The organism is Arthrobacter sp. P1_D12, assembly GCF_056406175.1.
The window spans coordinates 70,961-88,148 of sequence record NZ_JBFUAR010000021.1; the positions used below are offsets into that span (position 1 = coordinate 70,961).

Here is a 17,188-nt window from a genome sequence, read left to right on the forward strand (position 1 = left end):
GGGCGGCGAGTCGATGCTCAGCCGCCCGGGACCTGGCTCTTTTGAGTCCGGTTCTCAGCGTCCGGTGTGCTGGTTGCTTAGTGAACCTGTTCCCGGGTCATGCCGAAGGGAACCTGGTCGGAGAGGGCCGCGGTGTAGTGGCCCGGCTTGTGCCGCGTGAGCAAAATGCCGTGCGTCCCGGTTGTCATGGCGAGCTGCTGCAGCCCGCGGACGGCGTCGTTGAGTCGGTCGTCGAGCACGCGCCGGTTGTCGACCTGGATCTCAATGGGCTCGGTAATGGTGGTCATCGCTCTGTCTTTCTTGGAGTACTTCTAGTCGGCCCCAATGGATTCAGGAACAGTAACGTCATATTTATTGGCCCGTCAAATCACCACGCCGCGTGTGCGCGTGGCCCGTGCGGACGCCAAATGCCCGCACATTGCGGCCCGGGCGGCTGACCTGCAGATCCACCCAGGCCCGGGTGGTCCCAGTGAGTCTAATCACCCGGCATCACTGCGGGCAGGCCGAAAGATGCTCGTGGACGCAAACAATGCCGCCGTCGGGGGCGCGGGAGAAGATGATGGTCTCCCGTTCATCGCTCGTATCGCGGCCACCGTTGCGGTCAACCCGGACCGTCGTGGCCACGCGGTGTGAAAACACCGCGGTAGCCCCGAGGAGCTGGATATCCTGCTCCCTGCTCCGGCATTCGAGCACACGCCAACCACCGGCGAGCCAGCTGTCCCAAAGGGTGCGGTAGGCGCCGCGGGACCCAAGGCGCTGGGCTTCCGGATGGAAGATGAAGGTCGCCTGCGGGCTGAAGGCCGCAAAGTAGGCCTCGGTGTCCGTGGCGGCGAAGGCGGCGACCAGGCGGTCGGCTGCCTCCTGGACCTCTTCGCGGCTGAGGGCGCGGGGCGCTGCCGGCTGCAGCGCCGCCGGCAGCGGCCGGCCCACGGCCCGGATCGGAGCGCCGTCGGCCCCGGGGATATTGAGGGGAAAGAGGAAGAGCTCGACGCCGGATCCTGCGTCAGTGGCCCGCTGGACCTGCTCCAGCCCGGTGAGGTTTTCCACGATGATGCAGCCGTTTCCCGCCAGGATGGCGTGGGCGGGAAAGCCGCCGCCGGCCGGGCCGCCGTCCTGGTTGCCCTGCTGGTCGCCGTGCGTGGCGCCGGGGGAGGTGGGATCCACGCTGAGGGCATCCAGGCCTACGGCGCGGTAGCCGCGGTCCACGATCAGTTGCGCCGCCGCAGCCTCCAGCCACGGGTGCTTGAGGTACTCCTCCGTTCCCCACGCCGCAGCGCAGCCGGTGTGCAGCAGGAGGATCTTCTCTGGACTGCCCGGATATCCGGGTTTCCCAGGCTCCCCGGCCGAGCCCGCCGGGGCGATTCCCGCCAAGTGCGCGGCGGTGATGGCGCCGCCGCGGGCCACGTCCCGGACGTCCACGATTTCGGCGACGCCGCCGAAAAGGGACAGCGGCAATTCGTCCAAAGCTGCCCAGCCGTCGCCCACATGCAGGGGTGCGTCGGCGTGGGTACCCGAATGGGAGCCCAGCCCGAGCGAGAGCACGTTGGCGCCGTCGGCCTCCACGGTCAGTGCCGATGCGATCCGGACCTCCGGGTCGCCGGGATAGACAGGCATTCCCGTGCGCAGCGGGACGCTGAGATCGAACCACGTCACCGCTGGCCCACCAGTTCCGTGTCGAAGTCGCCGTGCAAGTCCGGCGCGGCTGCCTCCGGTGTTCCGGCAGCGACCGTGTTTCCAGCCGCATCGATGACTGGCGGCACCGGGGTGTCCTTCGAGGGGATCCAGCGCGGCCCGGCGGCCGGGAACACTCCGCGCGGCTCCGGGAAGATCCACAGCAGCCCGAGGTAGAGGACGGCTGCAAGCCCCAGCGATGCCGGCAGACTGATGTCCACACCGCCGGCCAGGTTGCCCAGGGGCCCCTGGAACTGGCCGGGCATGTTCACCATGCTCAACCCGGCGGCGGCGCTGACCAGCCAGGCCGCCATGCCGCGCAGGTTCCAGCCGTGGTTGAACCAATACCGTCCGCCGGTCTGGCGCCGGTTGAACACCTGGAGGGCATCGGCGTCGTACCAGCCGCGGCGGGTGATGAAACCGATGATCATCACCACCATCCAGGGCGCGGTGCAGGTCACGATCAGGGTGGCGAACGTGGAAATGCTCTGGACGAGGTTGAAGGCGAAGCGGCCGGCGAAGATGAAGGCGATCGCCAGGACCCCGATGAACAGGGTGGCCTGGACCCGGTTGAACCTCGGGAAGACGCTGCTGAAGTCAAGGCCGGTCCCGTACAGCGAGGACGCCCCGGTGGACATGCCGCCGATCAGGGCGATGGCGCAGAGCGGGATGAAGTACCAGGCGGGGGAGACTGCCAGCAGGCCGCCGACGTAGTTCGGCGCCGCCGGGTCCATGAATTCCGGCGCCTTGGTGGCGATGATGGAAGCCGTGGCCAGGCCAAAGACGAACGGAATAAGGGTGGCCAGCTGGGCCAGCAGCGCCGCGCCCATGACATTGCGCTTCGGGGTGCCGGTGGGGATGTAGCGCGCCCAGTCGCCCAGGAACGCGCCGAAGGAGATGGGGTTGGACATGACGATCAGGGCCGCGCCGATGAACGCCGGGATGAACCCTGCGACGCCGACGCCGTCGAATCCGGTTCCGAAGGCGCCCTCGAAGTTCAGGTTGAGGTCGCCCGCGAAGGCGATGAAGCCGACGACGAACAGCAGGGTGGCCGCGGTGACGGCAATCTTGTTCACGAGCAGCATGAACTTGAACCCGTAGACGCAGACCACCAGAACGAGTCCACCGAAGAGGCCGTAGGCGACGGCGAACGATCCCATGTCCTGCGGCAGGCCAACCAGCCGGTTCAGCCCGCCGACCAGGGCATCGCCGGAGCTCCAGACCGAGATGGAGAAAAATGCCAGCGCGGTCAGCAGTGACAGGAATGATCCGACCACCCGGCCGTGCACGCCCAGGTGGGCGGAGGAGGACACCGCGTTGTTGGTTCCGTTCGTGGGGCCGAAGACGGCCATGGGCGCCAGAAGTAGGGCGCCGACAACCAGGCCCGTCACCGTCGCGGCGAGCCCCTGCCAGAACGACAGGCCGAACAGGATCGGAAATGCGCCCAGGAAGGCGGTGGCAAAGGTGTTGGCCCCGCCGAACGAAACCCTGAACAAGTCAAAGGCGCTGGCATTGCGGTCCTTTTCGGGGATCCGCTCAATGCCGTAGGTCTCCACGTCGGTGACCTTGCCGCGGTTCCGCCCTGCGCCGGCGCCGTCAGGCTTTTCCTCGACCATGTTGTTCTCCATCCAGCTCATCATTGATTCCTAAGAGTTGCTTTATAAGCATCACAAGTTGTGTTGGAGGCTACACTGTGAAGCGGCTCACAGCAAGGCCCTGCCCTGTCCGGCCGGCGGTTTACGCAACCGGCCGCCGGACCGGGACCCTGCCGCGGGAAGCCCGGGCGGCCGATGTGCCCGCCGCCCGGTGAATAACAGGGATAATCTTCAACGGGGACCATCCACAACACGGCGCAAAGGCGGCACAGCGACATGGCACAGGCTCAAGCAGGCAAACCCCAGGGACGGTGGCGGACCTTCCACGAAAAGTTCGTCGTGGAGGAGCGCTTCATGAGCGTGACGGCGCGCCGGAATCTCTACCGGACCGCCGTCGTCCTGATGATCGCGGGCGCCGTGCTGTTCGTGGTAATCCTCGCCGGAGTCCTGCAGCACGGCGGCATCTCGGCGGCGGATGAGCCCGTGCGGACCTGGCTCCTGACCCTGCGCGCGGAACCCACCACCATCATCATGATCATCCTGGCGATCATCTTCGGCCCCATCGGCCTGCCAATCATCGTCCTGATCGTGACGGTGGCCTGGGGCCTGCTCGCCAAGCACGCCTGGCGGCCGATGCTCCTGGCCGGCGCCATGCTGACCGGCGTCATTCTGGCGCAGGTCATCGGCCACATCGTCGAACGCCACCGGCCTCCGATCGACCTCATGCTCTTCGGCGCCGACTCCACGTTCTCGTTTCCGTCCGGCCACGTCCTTGGCGCGTGCGACTTCCTGCTGGTGACCACGTATCTGGTCTTTTCGCGCCGGAAGAACCCCATGTCCGCTGTCATCGCCTTCATTGTGGCGGGGATCGGCATCTTCTTCGCCGCCGTCAGCCGCCTCTACCTCGGCTACCACTGGATGACCGATGCCCTGGGCGCCTTCTCGATCTCGCTCGTGATCCTGGGCGGCGTCATTGCGCTGGACACCTGGCGGACGGCGCGGATTCCGGGCGAACAGGTCACCGGGACGCTCTCCACCGCCGACACCAGCCAGGACTGAGCACCGTCAGCGGCTGCGCGCCCGCTTGAGTTCGGCCCGCAGCCGGGCGTTGGCGGCCTCGAGTTCCATCACCTTGGCCACGCCGGCCAGGTTGAGCCCCTCCGCCAGGAGTTGGCCGATCCGCCGCAGCACCACAAGGTCTGCGTCGCTGTATTGCCGGGTGCCACCCGCAGTGCGGTCCGGCGCGAGGAGCCCCCGGCGCTCGTAGAGCCGGATATTCTGTTGCCCCGTGCCCACCAGCTGCGCCACTACCGAGATGGCGTACAGGCCTGAATTCGCGCCCCGGTCCGCCATGGTCTTCCTCCCGTTCCGAAAATTACCTTGCATCAGTGTTTCACCGGTGCTATAAAAAATCTATACCCGATACCACAGGAAAATTATGGTGGGTTGTGGAAGGAATGCAGATCAAGGCTCGCTGAAGGAGTGGGAAATGATGTTGATTCGGACGGACCCGTTCCGTGACTTCGACCGGCTCGCGCAGCAGGTGTTTGGGACCGTGGCGCGCCCAGCGCCCATGCCCATGGACGCGTGGCAGGAAGACGGCGTCTTCGTCGTCGCGTTCGATCTTCCGGGGGTCAATGCCGACTCGATCGGGCTCGACATTGAGCGCAACGTCCTGACGGTCCGGGCGGAACGGCGCGACCCGGCGCGGCCCGACGTTGAACTGACGGTCTCGGAGCGTCCCCGTGGAGTGTTCAGCCGCCAGCTGATCCTCGGCGACACCCTGGACACGGAGAACGTCAAGGCGAACTACGCCGACGGCGTCCTGACGCTCCGCATCCCGGTGGCGGAGGCGGCCAAGCCGCGGAAGATTGAAGTCACCCGTTCGCAGGACAAGATGCAGGAGATCGGGAAGTAGCCCCGGGCCGGCGCGGCGCCCGCAGCGTCGCTCCGGCACCGGCTGCATGCAACGGAGGCCGATCATGCCCGGCAGGAACACTGATCCCCGAGGCTACTATGCGCTATTGCACGTCTCGCCGGAGGCGGGCCGGCAGGAGATTGGCCGCGCCTTCCGGGCGCTGATGCGCCGGCACCATCCCGACGTCGGCCAGGCAGGCCTCGACCCGGCCGATGTCAGCGCCATTCTGCACGCTTTCGCCGTGCTGCGGGACGCCAGGAGCCGGGCGGAGTACGACGCCGGCGGCTGGCGTCCCGCCGTCGAGGACGACACCTTCCAGCACCGGAACGACCATGAAGGCCAAGGCAGCCGCGACATCCCGGTGCGCATCATCCGGCGTCGGGATCCCCTTGTGCGCGTGCTCCCCGTCCGCTGGGAACCCGGGCCGTGACGGGGAAACACTTGGGATCAATTGCTGGCGGCGGCATAGGCGTTCAGGCTCAGCGAGAACACGATCCAGGAGAGGTACGGCAGCATGAGCAGGCCCGCCGCCCGGCTGATCAGGCCGAACCGGACCACCGTGACGGCGGCAGCCACGGCATGGACGGCGATGAGCAGCAGGGCCAGCCAGAGCGCGGCCCCGCCGGCCATGGGGTACATGCCGAAGAACAGGGGCGCCCAGGCGAGGTTGACGAGCAGCAGGATGGCGTAGACGGTCATGGCCCCCCGGCCGCGCCCGGAGCGAAGTCCTGTTCCCCGGCGCCAGACGAGCCACGCCGCCACAGCCATGGTCGTGTAGAGCGCCGTCCAGACCGCTCCGAAGGCCCAGCCCGGCGGAGTCCAAGGAGCTTTCTCTGCCGCCGCGTACCAGCCGTCGGCGTTGCCGATAATGACCAGCGACGCTACGAAGGACACCCCATGGGAAACCGCCAGGAAGCAAAGGAGGGCTGCCGCCTGCCGGCCGGGGCTGGGCGGCGCCGACGGCGGCCGGCGGTTGACGCCTTGTTCAATTTTCACGTGCACCGATCAACAGTGGCCGTTGGCATCGCGTCCGTCAAACGGCCAGGGTCGTGGCGCTCACCCCCGGGGGAGCCTAAGATCAGTCAACCAACCACCGAAACTACATAGAGGTCCCCGTCGATGAACGCTTCCGCCAAGGGTCTGGCTTTCCTTCTTCCTCCCGGCTTCACCCTGGGTGTGGCGACCTCCGCCTTCCAGATCGAGGGTGCACTCGATGAAGATGGCCGCGGCCCTTCCGGATGGGATGTCTTCGCCGCGAAGCCGGGGTCGATCGTGGAGGACCAGAGCCCGGCCGTTTCCTGCGACCACTACCACCGGATGCCCGAGGACGTGGCTCTGATGAAGGAGTTGGGGATCGACTCGTACCGGTTTTCGCTGTCCTGGTCCAGGATCCAGCCCGGCGGGAGCGGACCCGCGAACCCTGCCGGGCTGGACTTCTACGACCGGCTGATCGACCTGCTGCTCGCCAACGGCATTTCCCCCATGGCAACGCTCTATCACTGGGACACCCCATTGCCCCTGGACGAAGCGGGCGGCTGGATGAACCGTGACACGGCCTACCGGCTGGGGGACTTCGCCGCCATCGCCGCGGCTGCTTTCGGGGACCGCGTGAGGCGCTGGGTGACTGTCAACGAGCCCGCCACAGTCACCACCAACGGCTACGCCCTGGGCATGCACGCGCCCGGAGAGGCCCTCATGCTCAAGGCCCTCCCCAGCGTGCACCACCAGCTGCTGGGCCACGGCCTGGCGCTCCAGGCGCTGCGTGCCGCCAAGGTGCCGGGCGACATCGGCATCACCAACGTCCACTCACCGATGGTCCCGGCCACCGCGAACCCGCTGGACAAGGTCAGTGCCGGACTCATGGATGTGGCGCAAAACCGGCTCTACGCCGATCCGGTGCTGCTCGGCAGATACCCGGATGTCATCCGGGCCGCCACCTTCTTTTCGTCGTCCTTCAGCCCGTCCAGCGAAGACATGGAGCTGATTTCCCAGCCCCTGGATTTCTATGGCCTGAACTACTACATGCCCACCCTTGTCGGGGCGGGTCCGGGTGAGGGGGCCGTGCCGCCCGGCATGGCGGAGGCCATGGGGGACGACCTCAGCGGGACACCCGGTGCGCCCTTCCACATCGCACCGTTCCCGGACACCGAGACCACGGCCTACGGCTGGCCGGTCAAGCCCGAATACATGTCCGTCGCCCTGGCCGAGATGGCTGAGCGCTACCCGGATCTGCCCCCGGTCTTCATCACCGAAGGCGGAGCCAGTTTCGAGGACGTCGTGGTCCAGCCTGCCGGGACGGACCGCCGGATAATCCCGGACGAACGGCGCCTGCGTTACCTCGCAGACCACATCGGCACGGCCCTGGAAGCGACACGTCCCGGCGGCGCCGCCGAGGCCATCGACCTTCGGGGCTACTATGTGTGGTCCTTCATGGACAACTTCGAGTGGTCCGCCGGCTACAAACAGCCGTTCGGTCTGGTGCACGTCGATTTCGATACCCAGGTCCGCACGCCGAAGGCCTCCTACTACTGGCTCCAGGAGGTCATTGCGGCCCGAAGCGCGGCGTCCGCCGGAGAGCCCGGCAGCGCCGCGCAGCCCGGCGGCGCCGGCGGGCAGGACGAAACCGACGACGTCGGAGAGCCACACCCGGCGGGCTGACGCCCCTCAAACCGGGACAACCTAGAGCAGATCCAGGTCCTGCAGGCCCTTGGCGAGCCCGGCGCCGTCGGGCGAATAGAACCACGGGACGGAGGACTCCGAGTGGTCCCCGGTGTCGGAGTGGCCGCCGGCGAAGACGGCCTCGCTGGCCGAGAGCTGCCGGATGCCGATCGCGGCCACCTGGTCCGGGTGCTTCTGCGCGAAGCCGGAGTAAATCTCTTCATCGTGCTGGCCGTTGTCGCCGAACAGCAGCCAGCGCATGTTCGGGAACTCCTGGGCCAGCAGCTCAAGGTTCCGCCGTTTGTGTTCCTGGCCGCTGCGGAACCAGCGGTCGTGCGTCAGCCCCCAGTCCGTGAGCAGCAGCGCGCCGGAGGGGTAGAGGTTCCGGGCAATGAAACGGGCCAGGGTGGGAGCTGCGTTCCACGGCCCCGTCGACAGGTAGATCACCGGCGCCTCCGGGTGCTCCACCTTGAGCCGATCCAGCAGGACGGCCATGCCGGGTGTCGCCATCCGGGCCCGTTCGTTCAGGACGAAGGTGTTCCACAGCGCCAGGAAGGGCCGGGGGAGGGCGGTGACCATGATGGTGTCGTCAATATCCGAGACGATGCCGAGCCTGGTGTCCGGCGAGATCACGAAAATCCTGGCCTCGACCGGTTCCGTTCCCTCGGCGCGCAGCACGGCCGTATGCCAGCCCGGGGTCAACGCCACGTGAACCAGGGTGTCCACCAGGCCGCCGCGGTCCGCATGCACGCGGGTGGTGACGCCGCCGATCTGGATCTCCACCTCGGTGAACTGGACCGGGACACTCGTGAACGCCCGCCAGCCGCGGAAGTTCTGGTTGCCGTTCAGGGCCAGCCGCTCCGCCTTGCCGCCGGGCACCGGCCGGCTGGTGAGGACCACGCGGCCCAGTACCCTGACCCACTCGGTCGAGCCGTAGCCCTGATAGGCGACTGTCTGCGGGCTGAACTTCCAGCGCCGGGCCGTCTTGAGCCGGAACCCGTTGACGGTGTCCGACACCCAGTGGGCGAGCCGGAAGGCCCTGTTGCCGGACACGGGCAGCTGCTGCGCTGGTTGCGAGGCCAATTCCATGCCTCCACTCTCCCACAGTGCCGGGCTCCGGCCGTGCCGGCGGGGTCCCCGGACCCGGGCCCCCCGCCACGCCGGATTACCAGCGTGGCGGCTCACCTAGCAGCCCGCGCAGTTTGGCGGCGTTGCGGACGGCGTTGCCGCCGCCGTCGTTGTTGAAATACGCGTAGACGTCTTTGCCGCCGGCCTGCCACTCGCGGATCCGGTCCGCCCACCAGCGCAGGTCGTCATCGGAATAGGACCCGCCGTACAGGACGTCGTGGTCGGGGCCGTGCAGCCGGATATAGACGAACGCCGCGGTGGCGCGCAGGACGCACGGGAGCCCGGCGCCGCTCATGATGCAGTAGGCCGCGCCGTGACGTTCCAGCAGGTCGTATACGGCGTCGTCGTCCCAGCTGGGGTGGCGGAACTCCACGCAGACGCGGATCCAGCCGGGCAGAGCCGACAGGAAGTAGTCCAGCCGGGCGTCGTCGCGCGCCAAACCCGGGGGCAGCTGGACGAGCAGCACGGCCCGCTTGTCGCCGAGTTCGTGCCAGCACCGGGTGATCCGGTCCGCCCAGACCTCGGGGGCGTAAAGCTTCTTGGCATGCGTCAGGCCGCGGGGCGCCTTGACGGAGAGGGCGAAACCGTCGGGCAGGCGGCGGCGCCAGCTGGCGAACGAGTCCTCTTTCGGCCAGCGGTAGAAGCTGGCGTTCAATTCCACGGTGTCGAAGCGGGCCGCGTAATATGCCAGCCTGTCCCGGGCCGGCAGGCCCGGCGGATAGAGGACTCCGTCCCAGTGGTCATAGCTCCAGCCGGATGTGCCGATCCGCACAGCGGCCACGTGCCCTGTCATGCCCCTTCCCCTTCCGCCCGACGATGAATCCTCGTCCTTCCGGCCGGCCCGGTGCGCCGACCCGGTGTGCCCTCCGCCGTGCGCCCTCCGCCGTGCCGGGGGCGGCGGTGTGGCACTGTAAGTGTCATGGTACGCATCGAGGATTATGCAATGGTCGGCGATCTGCACACCGCTGCCCTGATCAGCACCGAAGGCTCCATCGACTGGCTGTGCCTGCCGCGCTTCGACTCGCCGGCCTGTTTCAGCGCCCTCCTCGATTCCCCCGCGGCCGGCCGGTGGCTCCTGGCACCGGCGGGCGGCGGGGAATGCACGCGCCGCCGCTACCGGAAGGGCACGCTGATCCTGGAAACCGAGTGGGATTTGCCCGAGGGCAAGGTCAGGATCATTGACTTCATGCCGCCCCGCGACGAGGTGGCGGATATCGTGCGGATCGTGGTCGGTGTCCGCGGCACGGTGCGGATGCGCGGCGAACTGGCGCTCCGGTTCGACTACGGCCATATTGTGCCGTGGGTCCGCCACGACGAGCTCGGGATCCACGCCGTCGCCGGACCCGATGCCGCCTATCTGGTGACCGAGGCGCCGCTGCGCGGTGAGCGGATGCATACCGTCAGCGACTTCACGGTCAAGGCCGGGGAGCGTGTGCCCTTCGTGCTGACCTGGAGCCCCAGCCACCTCCGCCGGCCGCGGTCGGTGAACCCGGAAACGGTCCTGGCCTCCACCGAGGAGTTCTGGCTTCGCTGGTCGGCGAAGTGCACGGTCACCGGACGCTACCGCGACGCCGTCCAGCGCTCGCTGATCACGCTCAAGGCCCTGACGTTTGCCCCCACCGGCGGGATCGTGGCCGCCGTCACGACGTCGCTGCCGGAGGAGATCGGCGGCACCCGGAACTGGGACTACCGCTTCTGCTGGCTCCGCGACGCCACGCTCACGCTGCAGGCGCTGCTGGCCGCGGGCTACACGGAGGAGGCCGGCGCGTGGCGCGACTGGCTGCTCCGCGCCATCGCCGGGGACCCGGCGGATCTGCAGATCATGTACGGGCTCCACGGCGAACGCCGGATGCCGGAGCTCGAACTGCCGTGGCTGAAGGGCTACGAAAACTCCGCTCCGGTGCGGACCGGTAACGGTGCGGCCGGCCAGCTGCAGCTCGACGTCTGGGGCGAGGTCCTCGATTGCCTGTCCCTGACCCGGAACTCCCTGCTCAAACACACCGACGACGCCTGGGACGTCCAGGTGGCCCTCATGGAACACCTGGAGACGGCCTGGCGCCAGCCGGACAACGGGCTGTGGGAAATGCGCGGCCCGCAACGCCATTTCACGCACTCCAAGGTGATGGCCTGGGTGGCGGCGGACCGCATGGTCAAAGGCGTCCGCGACTTCGGCCTGACCGGCCCGGCGGACCGTTGGGAGGAGCTGCGTGACGCCATCCACGCCGAAGTCATGGCCAACGGGTTCGACGCCGACCGCAACACGTTCGTGCAGTCCTACGGGCGGCCGGAGCTGGATGCAAGCCTCCTGCTGCTGCCCCGGGTGGGGTTCCTCCCGCCGGATGATCCGCGCATCATCGGCACCATCGACGCGGTCCAGCGCGAGTTGACGCACGACGGCTTCCTGCGCCGCTACCTGCCGGCACAGAGCGATGACGGGCTGCCCGGCGAGGAGGGGGTGTTCCTGGCATGCTCCTTCTGGCTCGTCGAGGCCCTGATCGGGGCTGGCCGGCGCCACGAGGCCCGGGAGCTGTTCGAGCGCCTGCTGGCGCTGCGCAACGACGTCGGGCTCCTCAGCGAGGAGTGGGGCGTCGACACCGGCCGGCAGCTGGGCAACACGCCGCAGGCCTTCAGCCACTTCGCCCTCGTCATGAGCGCGCTGGAACTGCATGAAGACGGCGTCCGCCGCAGCGACACCCCGCTTCCGTGACCCGCGGCCCCGCCCCGCCCCGCCCCCGCGGCCCCGCCGCCGCGACCGCCGGCGGACGAAGGGCGGGACCTTCAGCACTTTCCCCGCACCGTAAAATAAGTACACTTACTAATATCCCGGCGGGGGATACGAGGGAACATAGGAGTGTTGCAAATGGCGGGATATTTTGAGCTCGTGGACGCGCCCGAAGGCGGCTACCGCATTCGCATGATGGACGGGGCAGGGCAACTGATGGCAGTCTCAGTGACGTTTCCCACCAAGAAAGCCGCCGTTGCCGGCGTCGCCCAGGCAAGGGAAATCGCCGGAACCGGCCTGATCAGGGACCGCAGCGCCGATGGCCGGGCCGCCGTGCCCGGATCGTCCGCCCGGGTGATCAGGGGGCGGCGCGGCGGTGCCGGGCGCTCAAACTCCACCCTGGGGGGCTCGCTGGCGGGCAAGAGGGCGCAGGCCCGTACCTGACCTGATCATCGAGTAGGCCGTTTTTCCAGCCGGTTCGCCGCGCCGAACGGTTACAGTATGGCCATGGAGCAGCGGGGGAATCGGAACTCCGGCCGTGCCCGGAAGAATCTGCTGGGCCGTGTGGCGGTGCCGCTCACTGCCGCGGCCATGCTGCTCGCCGGGCTGGCCCTTCTTGCCCGGCCGGTGACGCAGGAGGACTTTGGCTGGGTCGCGTATGCTCCGCTGGCCACGGGGCCCGTCGTGCTGCAGGGGCTCATGATCATGGGCCCGTGGATCTGGGCAGGGGTCGCGCTGATCAGCATCGGGTTGCTCCTGCTGGCGTTCTGGTCCGGCTACCGCACGGGCCGGCAGGCCCGGGACCGCGGGGACGACTCCCGCTAGGCGGCCGCCGCTCGGCCGTCCGCCCCGCAGCCGGGCTGAAGCGCCTTCAGCCGCTCTCCCGCCGCCGCCGACAACACAGTTCGCGGCAGTCCGGGCGCGAAACACTGCCGTGAAGTGCCGTCTCGGCGGTACGCTGGCCGGGCAGCGCCTAACCTTCGAGGAGGACCTCATGAGCCAGCACCACACCCCCGGAAGGGTCGCCGTCGTCACCGGAGCCGGTTCCGGCATCGGCCGCGCAGTGGCCAGGCTCATGCTGGCCGAGGGATACCGGGTGGTCCTGGCGGGGCGGCGGGAAGAAACGCTCCGCGAGACCGCGGCCGGCCACCGCCAGGCACTCGCGGTCCCGTGCGATGTCACCGTCCCCGCCGACGTCGAACGGCTTTTCGCCGCCGCGCTGGGGCAGTGGGAACGCGTGGACGTGCTCTTCAACAACGCCGGCGTGTTTGGCCCCGCCGCATCGGTGGACGAGATCACCGTGGAGGACTGGGACGCGACCCTCGCCGTGAACCTCACAGGGTCCCTCCTCTGCGCCGCTGCCGCCGTCCGGGCCATGAAGGCGCAGTCGCCCCAGGGCGGAAGAATTATCAACAACGGTTCGATCGCGGCGCATTCGCCCCGGCCGCGGACGGTGGCCTATACGGTGACTAAGCACGCGATCACGGGGCTGACCAAGAGCATTGACCTGGACGGTCGCGGGTTCGGCATCACCTGCGGACAAATCGACATCGGCAATGCGGCCACGGATCTCATGGAGGAGATCGGCGTCGGCTCCGGGGCAACTCAGGCGGACGGCAGCCTGCGGGCCGAGCCGACATTTGCGGTGCAGGACGCCGCCCGGGCCGTGCTGCTGATGGCCGGGATGCCGGCGTCGGCCAACGTGGGTTCCCTCGTGGTCACGGCCGCGGGCATGCCGTTCATCGGGCGCGGGTAGCCAGGCGCAGCCCGCTTAGAGCGGAAGCAATCCGGACAGGTCGGCGCGCAGCCCGGAGGCGGCTACCCGGCCGGCGGCGACGGCGTCCGCCCAGCTCAACTGCCCGCTGACCATCGCCAGCCACGTGGCGGCGTCGCACTCAATGACGTTCGGGGGAGTGCCGCGGGTATGGCGCGGGCCCTCCACACACTGCGTGACCCCGAACGGCGGGACGCGCACCTCCACAGAATTTCCGGGTGCCCGGGCGGTGACCTCCTCCAGAGAGTAGCGCACGGCCATCGCAACCGTGTTGCGGGGGACTGGAGTGCCGGCAGCTGTGCGGCTGGCGGGATGCGCGGCGTCCGGCATAGGAGCGTTGGCTGCCTGCCACGCGGTGAGGGCTGCGCGGCCCTCATCGAGGGCGATGCGACGTCGCGGAACCACCACTAACTTGCCTCCCAGCCGATCAAAACCGTCAGCGGCAAGCCCTTGTCCGGCCGCATCGGGATCCACCTTACTCCCAACCCTTTTCAGCGAGAGCTCGGCGGTCCCGGCGGCCGCCGCCCGCACCAGGGATACATCGAAAACCATGTAGCTTGAATATTAAGTAAAACGGATGTAGTTTTACTTTGCGGGTTCCCCTCCAGGAACCCTTGCCGGTGGTCGTGACCGAGAAGGCAAACAGCCGCTTCAAGAAGTGGTGTGCTGCGCCGTCCCGATCGGGTAGCCGATTTCGTGGTGTGACGTGCCGCGGGCTCACGATCCTCGACAGTTAGGTCTCCTTCACGAGCCGGCGGGCGGTCACCAGGAGCAGCCGTCAAAATGACCAAAGGATGAGCCAGATGTTTTTTCCCCGGTTTCGTAGATGGTCCTTCGCCGTGCTTGCGTCCGCGGTAGTCGTTGCGCTTGCGGGCTGCATGGCGACCGCCCCCCGCGCCTCCGCGGCCCCCGGGTGCCCGGCCGGAACTGCAATGAACATCGTCGCCCACCAGGACGACGACCTGCTGTTCCAGAGCCTCGCGCTCATCTCCATGATCCGTGGAGGACTGTGCGTGCGCACCGTCTACGTCACCGCCGGCGATGCAAATCAAAACGCCGCCTATTGGACATCGCGAGAGAGTGGAGTAAAGGCTGCCTACGCCGAGCTCGCCGGCGTCGCCAACACCTGGACGACGACGGATGCCGGAATTGACGGCCACCCGATTCCGGTGGCGACGCTCGACGGTGCGACGAACATTTCGCTGGCATTCATGCGGTTGCCTGACGGATTCCCAACTGGGGCAGGTGCATCAAATAGCGGATACCAGAGCCTCCAGAAATTGTACGGCGGTGTAATCAGCACCATGACCACGGTGGACGCCTCCTCCTCTTACACTCTCTCGACGCTTCAAGGCACCTTGCTGGCGTTGATGAACAGTTACCAGCCGGACCAGATCGCCACGCTGGACTTCGCCGGCAGCTACGGAGACGGCGACCACAGCGACCACCACACCGTCGCCTACCTGGTGCTGGCCGCACAGCAGCAGTACAAACTGACTCACACGATCACCGGCTACCAGGGATACGGCATCACCCAACGTCCGTCCAACGTGTTCGAACCCGATCTGACGACCAAGACCAACGCCTTCCTGACCTACGCCCAATACGACTACAGGACGTGCAATACGGCCGAAGTTTGTTCTACCTGGGCGATGGGCGCCCGATTCTCCCGGTCATACACCGTTCCTGTGCCTACCTCACCGCCGGCGAGCGGCACCAACGCCGCCGCCACGGCCGTCACCGAGGCCGGCACCACCGTCACCGGCACCAACGTCGCGGCACCGGCGACGGTCACCGCCAGTTCCCAGAACGCCACCAGCGGCCAGACCGCCATGAAGGCCAACGACGGCGTCGCCGCCGGCTATCCCACGGCCCCAACCCGGGAATGGGCCACGGTCGGTGGCAGGGCTGGAAGCTATCTCCACTTCGCCTTCCCCTCCGCCGTGAACCTCAGCAAGGTCGTGCTCTACGACCGGCCCAACCCCGGTGACCAGATCACCGGCGGCACTCTGACCTTCTCCGACGGCACGACCGTCCCGGTGCCAGCCCTGGACAACGCGGGCAAGGCAACCGCCGTTAGCTTCCCCGCCCGCCCCACCACCAGCCTGCGGCTGACCGTTACCACCGTCAGCGGCACCACCAGAAACGTCGGACTCGCCGAACTCCAGGCCTACACCAGCACCAACGTCGCGGCCTACGCCACAGTCACAGCCAGCACCCAGAACGCGACGTCGGGCCAGACCGCCCCGAAAGCCGTTGACGGCGTCACCGCCGGCTACCCCACGGCCCCGACCCGGGAATGGGCCACGGTCGGCGGTAGGGCTGGAAGCTATCTCCACCTCGCCTTCCGGACCGCCGTCACCCTGAACCGGGTCGTGCTCTACGACCGACCCAATCCCGGTGACCAGATCACCGGCGGCACCCTGACCTTCTCCGACGGCACCACCGTCCCGGTGCCAGCCCTGGACAACGCGGGCAAAGCGATCACCGTCTCCTTCCCGGCCCGCGCCACGACCAGCCTGCGCATGACAGTCACCACCGTCACCGGCACCACCAAAAACGTCGGACTCGCCGAACTCCAGGCCTACACGGAGTGACGACCTTCCCTCCCGGACGCGCGTTCGGAAGTTCAGACTGTCCCGCCGTGGGGCGCCCCGCTGGCGGGCGGTGCCGGTCAGTCGGGTCAGTCAAGTAGAGCCGCGACGGCCCGCCCGAGCCGGATCTTGCCCACCGGGCGTCCCCCGCCCAGTACCGGGTCCACCACTTTGTCCAGGACGCTGGACACTTCAGGGATTTCGACGGCGCCTGAGGCTGCGAGGAGCGTCAGCCCGACCAGCGTGGTGGCCCGGATGTTGCCGTCGAGCATCTTGATGGCAACCGAGACGCCCTGGCGGGTGGCCATGACCAGGACGCCCTCGGCGCCAATCTTGGCCAGGATGCCGAGTTCGTCCATGACGATCGTGTTGGCCTGCCCGCGCCCCTGGACGGCCCACGGGTAGTCCAGCATGGACGTGGCAATGGTGGCTGCCCGCGCGTTCGAGTTCTTGTCGCCCGGGGCCTTGGCCAGCTTCGAGTAGGCCCGGGCCAGGCCGATCAGGGAGACGGCGGCAACCGGCGCGCCGCAGCCGTCGATGCCCAAGTGGGTGATGCGTTCGCCGCAGTACTCCTCGATCACGGAGCGGATGCGCTGCTGCAGCGGGTGGTTGGGTTCGAGGTAGCTGTTCTTGTCCCAGCCGTTCTCCGTGCACGCCCAAAGGAACGCGGCGTGCTTGCCCGAACAGTTGAAGGCCAGCCGGGACTTGCCCCGTTCGGTCTGCACGAGCCAGTTCCGGGCGGTCTCATCCTGGGGCCAGTCGGCCGGGCACTGCAGCTGGTCTTCCTTGGCCCCGGCCGCCTTGAGCATGCCTTCGACCACGTCCATGTGGTCCAGGGATCCGACGTGGCTGCCGCACGCGATGGCCACCTGGGCGCCGCGCAGGGGCACGCCGGACTGCATCGAGGCCAGGGCCTGCAACGGTTTGAGCGTGGACCGGGCAAAGATCGGGGCGTTCACATCGCCGAGCTCGATCACTACCGTCCCGTCCGCGGCCAGCACCACGGCCGAGCCGATGTGGCGGGACTCCACGAAGCCGCTGCGTTCGATGACTGCCAGTTCGACGGCGGAGTCGACTGTGAAGGTTGCATGCGGGTTCAAAGCCATGCTGCAAGTCTATGGTGCCCGG

Annotated in this window: 18 protein-coding genes; 9 read left to right on the plus strand and 9 right to left on the minus strand. The window is 67.9% G+C overall.

Features of this window, described 5'->3' with window-relative positions; all coding sequences use genetic code 11:
* Positions 1-77: 77 nt before the first annotated feature.
* From AC1DZV_RS15935 to AC1DZV_RS15945, 3 genes are all read right to left on the minus strand, one after another.
* Positions 78-287 (minus strand): hypothetical protein, encoded by a 210-nt coding sequence (locus tag AC1DZV_RS15935; protein ID WP_028276129.1) that lies wholly within the window; start codon positions 285-287, stop codon positions 78-80.
* A gap of 202 nt (positions 288-489) precedes the next feature.
* A complete protein-coding gene (locus tag AC1DZV_RS15940) occupies positions 490-1,653 on the minus strand; it encodes a cyclase family protein (protein WP_476954082.1) in 1,164 nt (387 codons plus the stop codon).
* Positions 1,650-3,299: a purine-cytosine permease family protein gene (locus AC1DZV_RS15945; protein ID WP_476954083.1), complete on the minus strand. Its 1,650-nt coding sequence runs from the start codon at positions 3,297-3,299 to the stop codon at positions 1,650-1,652. The genes AC1DZV_RS15940 and AC1DZV_RS15945 overlap by 4 nt, the downstream gene beginning before the upstream one ends.
* A 243-nt stretch (positions 3,300-3,542) precedes the next feature.
* Between AC1DZV_RS15945 and AC1DZV_RS15950 the strand changes: the two genes are divergently transcribed.
* On the plus strand, positions 3,543-4,325 hold the full coding sequence (locus AC1DZV_RS15950) for a phosphatase PAP2 family protein (protein ID WP_243181713.1): 783 nt from the start codon (positions 3,543-3,545) through the stop codon (positions 4,323-4,325).
* Positions 4,326-4,331: 6 nt separating this feature from the next.
* Here the strand turns inward: AC1DZV_RS15950 and AC1DZV_RS15955 are convergent, their stop codons facing one another.
* A complete protein-coding gene (locus AC1DZV_RS15955) occupies positions 4,332-4,619 on the minus strand; it encodes a MerR family transcriptional regulator (protein ID WP_028276131.1) in 288 nt (95 codons plus the stop codon).
* Positions 4,620-4,755: 136 nt separating this feature from the next.
* On the opposite strand from AC1DZV_RS15955, the gene AC1DZV_RS15960 reads away from it, so the two are divergent.
* Together AC1DZV_RS15960 and AC1DZV_RS15965 are read left to right on the plus strand one after the other, a co-directional pair.
* Positions 4,756-5,184, plus strand: a complete 429-nt coding sequence (locus AC1DZV_RS15960; protein ID WP_476951714.1) for an Hsp20/alpha crystallin family protein — start codon at positions 4,756-4,758, stop codon at positions 5,182-5,184.
* A 64-nt stretch (positions 5,185-5,248) separates the two neighbouring features.
* A complete protein-coding gene (locus tag AC1DZV_RS15965) occupies positions 5,249-5,614 on the plus strand; it encodes a J domain-containing protein (protein WP_476954084.1) in 366 nt (121 codons plus the stop codon).
* Positions 5,615-5,631: 17 nt separating this feature from the next.
* On the opposite strand, the gene AC1DZV_RS15970 is transcribed toward AC1DZV_RS15965, so the two are convergent.
* The gene (locus tag AC1DZV_RS15970; protein ID WP_476951711.1) at positions 5,632-6,180 is read right to left on the minus strand and encodes a TspO/MBR family protein; all 549 of its coding nucleotides are present in this window, start codon (positions 6,178-6,180) and stop codon (positions 5,632-5,634) included.
* 123 nt (positions 6,181-6,303) lie between these two features.
* Here AC1DZV_RS15970 and AC1DZV_RS15975 point away from each other — a divergent pair, with 123 nt between their 5' ends.
* On the plus strand, positions 6,304-7,842 hold the full coding sequence (locus tag AC1DZV_RS15975; RefSeq protein ID WP_476954085.1) for a GH1 family beta-glucosidase: 1,539 nt from the start codon (positions 6,304-6,306) through the stop codon (positions 7,840-7,842).
* 21 nt (positions 7,843-7,863) lie between these two features.
* Here AC1DZV_RS15975 and AC1DZV_RS15980 read toward each other — a convergent pair whose 3' ends face one another.
* Together AC1DZV_RS15980 and AC1DZV_RS15985 are read right to left on the minus strand one after the other, a co-directional pair.
* A complete protein-coding gene (locus tag AC1DZV_RS15980; RefSeq protein ID WP_230010202.1) occupies positions 7,864-8,931 on the minus strand; it encodes an App1 family protein in 1,068 nt (355 codons plus the stop codon).
* A gap of 76 nt (positions 8,932-9,007) precedes the next feature.
* On the minus strand, positions 9,008-9,763 hold the full coding sequence (locus tag AC1DZV_RS15985) for a DUF72 domain-containing protein (RefSeq protein ID WP_476954086.1): 756 nt from the start codon (positions 9,761-9,763) through the stop codon (positions 9,008-9,010).
* 126 nt (positions 9,764-9,889) lie between these two features.
* Between AC1DZV_RS15985 and AC1DZV_RS15990 the strand changes: the two genes are divergently transcribed.
* The 4 genes from AC1DZV_RS15990 to AC1DZV_RS16005 all read left to right on the plus strand — a co-directional run bounded on the left by AC1DZV_RS15990 (position 9,890) and on the right by AC1DZV_RS16005 (position 13,448).
* Complete coding sequence (locus AC1DZV_RS15990) at positions 9,890-11,677, plus strand: glycoside hydrolase family 15 protein (protein ID WP_476951708.1); 1,788 nt, start codon at positions 9,890-9,892, stop codon at positions 11,675-11,677.
* Between the two features lie 153 nt (positions 11,678-11,830).
* Positions 11,831-12,136: a hypothetical protein gene (locus AC1DZV_RS15995; RefSeq protein WP_223913587.1), complete on the plus strand. Its 306-nt coding sequence runs from the start codon at positions 11,831-11,833 to the stop codon at positions 12,134-12,136.
* A gap of 63 nt (positions 12,137-12,199) precedes the next feature.
* The gene (locus AC1DZV_RS16000) at positions 12,200-12,517 is read left to right on the plus strand and encodes a hypothetical protein (protein ID WP_476954087.1); all 318 of its coding nucleotides are present in this window, start codon (positions 12,200-12,202) and stop codon (positions 12,515-12,517) included.
* A 169-nt stretch (positions 12,518-12,686) separates the two neighbouring features.
* Positions 12,687-13,448 carry an SDR family oxidoreductase gene (locus tag AC1DZV_RS16005; RefSeq protein ID WP_476954088.1) on the plus strand — a complete coding sequence of 254 codons (762 nt, stop codon included), beginning with the start codon at positions 12,687-12,689 and terminating at the stop codon, positions 13,446-13,448.
* Positions 13,449-13,463: 15 nt separating this feature from the next.
* Here AC1DZV_RS16005 and AC1DZV_RS16010 read toward each other — a convergent pair whose 3' ends face one another.
* Positions 13,464-13,874: a sterol carrier family protein gene (locus tag AC1DZV_RS16010; protein ID WP_476951789.1), complete on the minus strand. Its 411-nt coding sequence runs from the start codon at positions 13,872-13,874 to the stop codon at positions 13,464-13,466.
* 524 nt (positions 13,875-14,398) lie between these two features.
* Between AC1DZV_RS16010 and AC1DZV_RS16015 the strand changes: the two genes are divergently transcribed.
* Entirely contained in the window at positions 14,399-16,063 is a 1,665-nt protein-coding gene (locus tag AC1DZV_RS16015; RefSeq protein WP_476954089.1) for a PIG-L family deacetylase, read from the plus strand.
* A gap of 86 nt (positions 16,064-16,149) precedes the next feature.
* On the opposite strand, the gene AC1DZV_RS16020 is transcribed toward AC1DZV_RS16015, so the two are convergent.
* Complete coding sequence (locus AC1DZV_RS16020; RefSeq protein ID WP_079555582.1) at positions 16,150-17,166, minus strand: asparaginase; 1,017 nt, start codon at positions 17,164-17,166, stop codon at positions 16,150-16,152.
* Between the last annotated feature and the right edge of the window lie 22 nt (positions 17,167-17,188).